8 protein-coding genes and 1 pseudogene are annotated in these 6260 nt (G+C 54.7%); 6 read left to right on the top strand and 3 right to left on the bottom strand.

Annotated features, from left to right (window positions below):
* Positions 1–33 precede the first annotated feature (33 nt).
* Both RHIBUN_RS33565 and RHIBUN_RS0117750 read right to left on the bottom strand, forming a co-directional pair.
* Positions 34–622: pseudogene (locus tag RHIBUN_RS33565) on the bottom strand (transposase); the annotation flags it as partial.
* Between the two features lie 339 nt (positions 623–961).
* The gene (locus RHIBUN_RS0117750; RefSeq protein WP_025660564.1) at positions 962–1846 is read right to left on the bottom strand and encodes a glycosyltransferase family 2 protein; all 885 of its coding nucleotides are present in this window, start codon (positions 1844–1846) and stop codon (positions 962–964) included.
* 273 nt (positions 1847–2119) lie between these two features.
* Between RHIBUN_RS0117750 and RHIBUN_RS0117755 the strand changes: the two genes are divergently transcribed.
* The 6 genes from RHIBUN_RS0117755 (at position 2120) to RHIBUN_RS0117780 (ending at position 5867) form a co-directional block, all read left to right on the top strand.
* On the top strand, positions 2120–2350 hold the full coding sequence (locus RHIBUN_RS0117755) for a hypothetical protein (RefSeq protein WP_156932717.1): 231 nt from the start codon (positions 2120–2122) through the stop codon (positions 2348–2350).
* A 31-nt stretch (positions 2351–2381) separates the two neighbouring features.
* A complete protein-coding gene (locus RHIBUN_RS35440; protein ID WP_084659719.1) occupies positions 2382–2726 on the top strand; it encodes a hypothetical protein in 345 nt (114 codons plus the stop codon).
* Positions 2727–2769: 43 nt separating this feature from the next.
* On the top strand, positions 2770–3579 hold the full coding sequence (locus RHIBUN_RS0117765; RefSeq protein WP_025660566.1) for an ABC transporter permease: 810 nt from the start codon (positions 2770–2772) through the stop codon (positions 3577–3579).
* A gap of 35 nt (positions 3580–3614) precedes the next feature.
* The gene (locus RHIBUN_RS0117770) at positions 3615–4358 is read left to right on the top strand and encodes an ABC transporter ATP-binding protein (protein ID WP_025660567.1); all 744 of its coding nucleotides are present in this window, start codon (positions 3615–3617) and stop codon (positions 4356–4358) included.
* 88 nt (positions 4359–4446) lie between these two features.
* Positions 4447–4977, top strand: a complete 531-nt coding sequence (gene rfbC / locus RHIBUN_RS0117775; RefSeq protein ID WP_025660568.1) for a dTDP-4-dehydrorhamnose 3,5-epimerase — start codon at positions 4447–4449, stop codon at positions 4975–4977.
* On the top strand, positions 4974–5867 hold the full coding sequence (locus RHIBUN_RS0117780) for an NAD(P)-dependent oxidoreductase (protein ID WP_025660569.1): 894 nt from the start codon (positions 4974–4976) through the stop codon (positions 5865–5867). Before rfbC ends, RHIBUN_RS0117780 begins: the two co-directional genes overlap by 4 nt.
* Before the next feature lie 254 nt (positions 5868–6121).
* Here the strand turns inward: RHIBUN_RS0117780 and RHIBUN_RS35445 are convergent.
* Positions 6122–6260, bottom strand: a 139-nt coding sequence (locus RHIBUN_RS35445; protein ID WP_245271684.1) for an ATP-binding protein, incomplete at its 5' end; no start/stop codon positions are given.

Genomic DNA, 6260 nt, shown 5'->3' on the forward strand with positions numbered 1-6260 from the left:
TCTGCCTTGACAGCCGTCAAACGTCGAAAATTGCACCGCGCCGACGATTTTGACGATAGCATCGTCGTTGGGGAAGATGCCGACGACCTCGGTGCGTCGCTCAATCTCGCCATTGAGCCTCTCTATCGGATTGCTGGAGTGAAGCCTGACGCGATGCTCTTTGGGAAAGCTCGTATAGGCGAGGACGTCGTGTTCGGCCTCGTCCATGATTGCGGCGAGCTTTGGTACCTTCGGACTGATCTGGTCAGCAACGGCGCGCCACTGCAGGCTTGCAGCCCCCTGGGCGAAGGCGGTGGCGATGGATGCCGACACGACGCGGCGGCCACTCTTTCCGGCTTGTGCCAGCACGTTACGGGCAAAATGAACCCTGCAGCGCTGCCAGGTCGCGCTGAGAACCTTGGATGTTGCCGCCTTGATCCCTTCGTGAGCATCGGAGACGACGAGCCTGACGCCGCGCAGGCCGCGCCAGGTCAGCTTGCGCGGGAACTCCGTCCAGATCCGGCTCGGCTTCGGAGGTGCCGACCTCCATGCCCAGAACCTCGCGCCGACCATCGGTGTTGACACCGACGGTGACTATGCCGGCAACGGAAACGATCCGGCCGCCACGGCGCATCTTGAGGTAAATCGGATGAGTAGGCGATACGTGCCTTGCCGCATTACGGCGGCAGGTCTCGCATCGCCTCTTGCCGAACCGGACGTGCGCCTTTCGTTACGCATCCGGCTCTCCAGGAGACATGGCAAAGTCAGGCTTGGGGTCTGTCCGATCTCGCAGCCCCCGGATCGATACTCCCCAAACCACCAGGATCCCGTCAATCAGCTTACGCTTGCGGGGTGCGCGTCTGAAAACTTCGATGCTTTCATCGTCTTCCGTTCCTGTTCCCAGCCGGAAACTAGCGCGGAAAACTCCAATCAAAAACGATCCAGTTTTAAGGGCTCAGAGCAAATGATCAGAGCACCCGGATTAGCTGTGAGGGCCACTTCGTCCAATCAAACCGTGCCAAATGCCCCGGGCCATGTGGCGAACATTGTCCCATCGACCCGGCACTAGAAGCGCGAAGATTATAAACTTGAACGGAATCCGCAGGAGATCCTGCGCAACCCACTTTGGGGTAACATGTGGCATCCAATAGAGCAAAATGCGGTTTCGCATGATGTAGTAGAGCCGGACCGGTCCATGAACTAGAATTTGCTTCCTGCCAAATCCGGGGACCTTGATAAGACTGTCACCGATCTCGTGGCCCATCGTCGCGTTGGCTGAGCCGAAAATGGAGAAGCCCTTACTCTTTGCGCGGAAACACCACTCAATATCAACACTATCGATAAATAAGGCTGCGTTCATTGGGCCAATTTCTTGAAGCGACGCGAGCGATATTAGGCTCCCGGATGTAATAACGAAGTCGCACTCTACCATCTCGCTCGAAGTGATCCATTGATTTCGCGGAAAACCGTATCTGACGAAAGGATACGGCCGTCCGCTACGTGTATCAATCAAGGCGGGGCCAATCGCGCCCACTCGTTTGCCTGATCTCTGCGCGGCGATTTCATCAGCTAGTAGGGCAGCCACCATGCCGTCACCTGGCAAACTATCCTGATCCATCAAAAGGACATGTGAGAAGCTTCCCAAGATTGCGGAAGCGATGCCCTTATTCAGTGCTGCTGCCAAGCCGACGTTTGCGTCGGTGTTGTCTATGATTTCGATTTTATCAACCTGATCTTGGATCGCACCGAGGAGTCGACCAAGTTTCACTTGATCGGGCTTGTAAGTTACGATGATGGCACAGACGCGCACTTTGTGTCCTTCGCTTATGTGTTCGCTAGTGCTGGCTGTCGAAACGTGCGCAACCATAGCTGGTCAAATCCCTGTCGGCGTGATCAGGCACCAATAGTGGGGTCGGCCTCGATCTGCAACGAGTAGCAAGAATTTCATCGCGGTCTGCCGTTTTTCGGCCTCGTGCTCCACCGGTGGTGCAAGCCTGGCGTTAACGTCGTTCAGGATCCGTTCGCTTTTTTGCAGAAGGATCCTCGAGATCCCGTGGGGGCCCTGCCAAGAATGTGACGGCTTCCGACCGACCGGAGCAAAGCGGCCCAAGCCGCTGTGTTTGCACCACTGTCCGCGCCCATGCCCGCCGGTCCTACCGCCACCGCGGTCTCGACCGCTTCGCTCTCTGACGCGGCGCCCAGTCGCCCCTTCGCAAGCCGCTTCACGGCGGTCGTAGAGGCACCGGTGATGCGCCAGCACCCGCACGTCGTCCGCTATGCGGACGTCTTCGACGCATTGGTCGACAAGGCAGTTGCCGAGATCGGCGACGGCGAGCCAGTCGCCGACGAGATCCTTGGCCACTGCGTTTAGGTGGCGTCGCTAGTCCGCGCCATTTCGTTCCGTGAGGGCAAGCTTCTCGAGCAGGCGATGGTTCGCCTCGAGCACACGGCGTATCTCAATCTTCAAGTGGTCGCTGCGGGTTCGGACCGAAAGCCGGTACACGTCCAGGCACTGGAGACGTTCTCGTAATAGTTTGACAAGCAATCGGGGCAGCAGTCTGCAGATCGGCTCGACCCCGAACACTCAGGCGAAGGAAACATCAAGCCCGAGGGAAACCCACGCGACCTCCTATCGCCCGTGGGGCGATTATAGTTCGCTTTTCGATGGCGATCGTTTCCAGGTGAAGCGCCTGTTCGTGTCTGATTGCGACCGGCAGTCACTATTAAGTCCAATTCTAATGTGCTAACCGCGAGCCGAGCAATCGAGCCCGACCTGGAGACTGGTACCACATGACTAAAGCGACCTCGCAAATAATCACCGGTTGGGGGGACGTGTTCGGCTCAATAGCGAATTTCCATCTACCCGCACTTCTCGGCTGGCAAGATGTTGCGCAAAGATATCGTCGTTCAAGGGTCGGGGCATTCTGGCTTACGATCAATATGGGAGTGCTGATCGGCGCTCTGGGATTGGTCTTTGGAACGATCTTCAATTCACCGATGTCGGAGTTCTTGCCTTTCATATGCGTCGGTATGATTGTCTGGGGATATTACTCACAGTTAATCAACGAGGCATGCGTTAGCTTCATCGCAAACAGCGAAACGATGCTCCAGCTGCCGATCCCATTTTTCACGTACATTCTAAGGACGTGGTGGAGAAATACGATTATATTGGGACACAATATCCTCATATTTCCGATTGTTTTGTTGGCTTTTGGAAAGTTTGTAGATCTTTATGCACTTCTTGTCGTTCCAGGGTTCATATTGGCATCGCTGAATATTCTATGGATAATGGTGATATTGGCGGTTCTCTGCACTCGTTATCGGGACTTGACGCAAATTATCCAGAACGTCATGCAGGTATCCTTATACGTAACGCCAATTATGTGGCAGCCGAGTCATCTCCCAAACGGCACTAAATCCGCCCTAATGCTGGGCTTGAACCCCTTCTATCATCTTATTAGTGTTGTTCGCGATCCTCTCCTTGGGAATCCCGGAACACTGGTCAACTGGATCGTCGTTATCGTCATGGCGGTCGTAGGATGGGCGATCGCGTTGTTATTCCTAAACCGCTTCCGCTCCCGAATCACGTATTGGCTATGAATCTCTACCTTCGAAATCACCCCACGCAGGCGAACATGACCTCCATGCATCTTGAAGACGTCACGGTAGATTTCCCGATCTACAATGCAAAAAGCAGATCGCTCAAGAACCAAGTATTCAGTCTTGCGACCGGAGGAACGATCGGCTCCAACTCTGAAGGTCACGTAATTATACGCGGGCTTGAACACGTCAGCTTGAGCCTCAAGGAAGGAGAGCGACTGGGTCTCGTTGGCCACAACGGTTCTGGCAAGACGACACTTCTGCGGGTCATGAGCGGCGTCTATCACCCTACGGGTGGTCGTATTGTCACAAATGGCAAATGCACGTCGCTGATCAACATTTCGTTGGGGATTGATACTGAGGCAACTGGGCGGGAAAACATTGCAATTCGGGGCGCCCTCCTGGGATTCAAGAAACGTGACCTTTCCGTGCATCAGAAAGAGATTGAGGACTTCTCTGAGCTCGGAAATTTCCTCGATATGCCGGTCCGTACCTACTCAACCGGCATGCAGCTTCGCCTAGCTTTCGCAATATCTACTATTATTCAGCCAGAAATCTTGATCATGGACGAATGGCTAGCGACTGGGGACCAAGGCTTCCAGGAAAAGGCAAACGAGCGTCTGCATGATTTGGTTAACAAGACCAAGATACTAATCATTGCGAGCCACTCGAGAGAGTTACTTGTAAAGAATTGCACACGGATAGTTTGGCTCGAGCATGGCAAGGTCCGTATGGATGGGGACGCAGAAGCCGTAGCTACCGCGTATTTCGGTCACTAGTTCTGGAAGCGCTGCACCTGAGTGTCTTTGTTATACGATAAAAATCGGCAGTTCCACGAGACTCAGCTTGGAAGGAAGGTCTCTGCGATTGAAAATCACTCCCACAACTCTGCCCGGCGTTATGATCGTGAATGTCGACGCAATTGCCGACGACAGGGGCCTGTTTGCCAGAACATTTTGCGCCGACACTTTTAGCAAGAACGGTTTGATCAACTATTTTCCGCAATGCAACGTTTCCTGGAATCCCCATCGAGGGACATTGCGGGGAATGCACTATCAAGCTGAGCCATATCCGGAAGTTAAACTCGTACGCTGCACAAGAGGCCGTATACTGGATGTCGTGGTGGATCTACGCGCAGATTCACCGACCTACTTGAAATGGACCAGCGTCGAGCTGGATGCTGATCAGCGCAATGCTCTCTATATCCCGGCGGGCTGCGCCCACGGTTTCCAAACTCTGGTTCGAGATAGCGAGGTTTTCTATCACATGGGCGAGGCCTACAAGCCGGAGTTCGCCCGCGGCGTTCGCTGGGACGATCCGGCATTTGCAATCGTATGGCCTCTTCCGCCGGAACGCCTGTCCGACCGGGATGCCAATTATCCGGATTTCCAGCCGTGAAGCGCGTCCTCGTCACAGGTGCCTCGGGTTTTTTTGGGCGGCATTGTCTGAACGAACTGCGTCTGCGCGGATATGAGGTTCATGCTTGCGCTCGCCATGTCCTCGATCAGCCGGATGTAAAGTGGCATAGTGTCGATCTCATGCACCCCGGGGCGGGCGCCGAACTAGTGCAGATGGTGCGACCGACACATTTGTTGCATCTTGCATGGGACGTGGGCGCTGGATTCTGGTCTGCACCTGAAAATATCTCATGGGTGGCGACAACGGTCTTATTGATGCGCGCGTTCCATCTCTCGGGAGGCGAGCGTTTTGTTGCTGCCGGAACATGCGCTGAGTATGACTGGACTATACTGCCGGACTATGTGCATGAAGGCGCGCGTCGCGAACCGGCAACACTTTACGGAACCGCAAAGGATAGTGCTCGCCGGCTTATTGAGAGCTATTCCCGCCAGACCGGTCTCTCGTTCGCCTGGGGTGTCTTGTTTTTATCTTTCGGCCGTCACGAAAGATCTGAGCGGCTGGTCCCTTCGATTATCAGAAGCTTGCTTGCGGGGCGTACAGCGGAAACCACCGCTGGAACGCAGTTACGGGATTTTATGGATAGTCGCGAGGTTGCAGCGGCATTTTCGGCTCTCGTGGACTGCGCGGTCGAGGGTAGCGTCAATATCGCCTCCGGCGAACCCATTGCGTTGCGAGATGTGATCGAACGTCTAGGAGAATTTATGGGACGGTCGGACCTTCTGAAACTAGGTGCTCTACCGATGCGCCCGAATGAACCTCCGCGCCTCGTTGCGGATGTTACGAGACTACGCCAAGAGGTTGGTTTCTTACCGCGCATTTCGTTGGATCAGGGACTGCAGGATGCGATCGACTGGTGGCAACAACAATGAGCCGCGTTCTCGATGATCAAAATCCTGTACTTGGCATACGAAACTAAAGAGTTTTGGCGATTGCCATCGACAATCGCGTCGGTCTGGCGTCGGTATGGTGAGAACTGTTTCGAACGCCACCAGGTTCAAGGGGGCGGACTTCCTCTGCGTGCGGATTTCTCTTAATTGGGACAGCGTTTTCAGAAAGTCGCGGACAAGCGTTTCGCTAAGTCGCGGACAACGGATCTGATCGAGTTCCGGTTGCCTTGTTGCTGTTACGGGTGATTAATTTCGGTTATTTCGCCACCGGTCAAGATCGGCGGTGTTTTTCGTTTCCGCATGCTGTCGCCTTCGAGCGTTATGCGGTGTGCATTGTGAACGATACGGTCTAAAATCGCATCAGCCAAAGTGGCC

It is taken from the genome of Rhizobium sp. IBUN (assembly GCF_000510625.1).
GTDB classification, from domain to species: Bacteria; Pseudomonadota; Alphaproteobacteria; order Rhizobiales; family Rhizobiaceae; genus Rhizobium; species Rhizobium altiplani.

Excerpts from the sequence above, each read along its gene's own strand:
- RHIBUN_RS0117755 (WP_156932717.1), top strand. The coding sequence starts at position 2,120 with ATGCCCGCCGGTCCTACCGCCACCGCGGTCTCGACCGCTTCGCTCTCT.
- RHIBUN_RS0117770 (WP_025660567.1), top strand. The coding sequence starts at position 3,615 with ATGACCTCCATGCATCTTGAAGACGTCACGGTAGATTTCCCGATCTAC.
- RHIBUN_RS0117765 (WP_025660566.1), top strand. The coding sequence starts at position 2,770 with ATGACTAAAGCGACCTCGCAAATAATCACCGGTTGGGGGGACGTGTTC.
- RHIBUN_RS0117750 (WP_025660564.1), bottom strand. The coding sequence starts at position 1,846 with ATGGTTGCGCACGTTTCGACAGCCAGCACTAGCGAACACATAAGCGAA.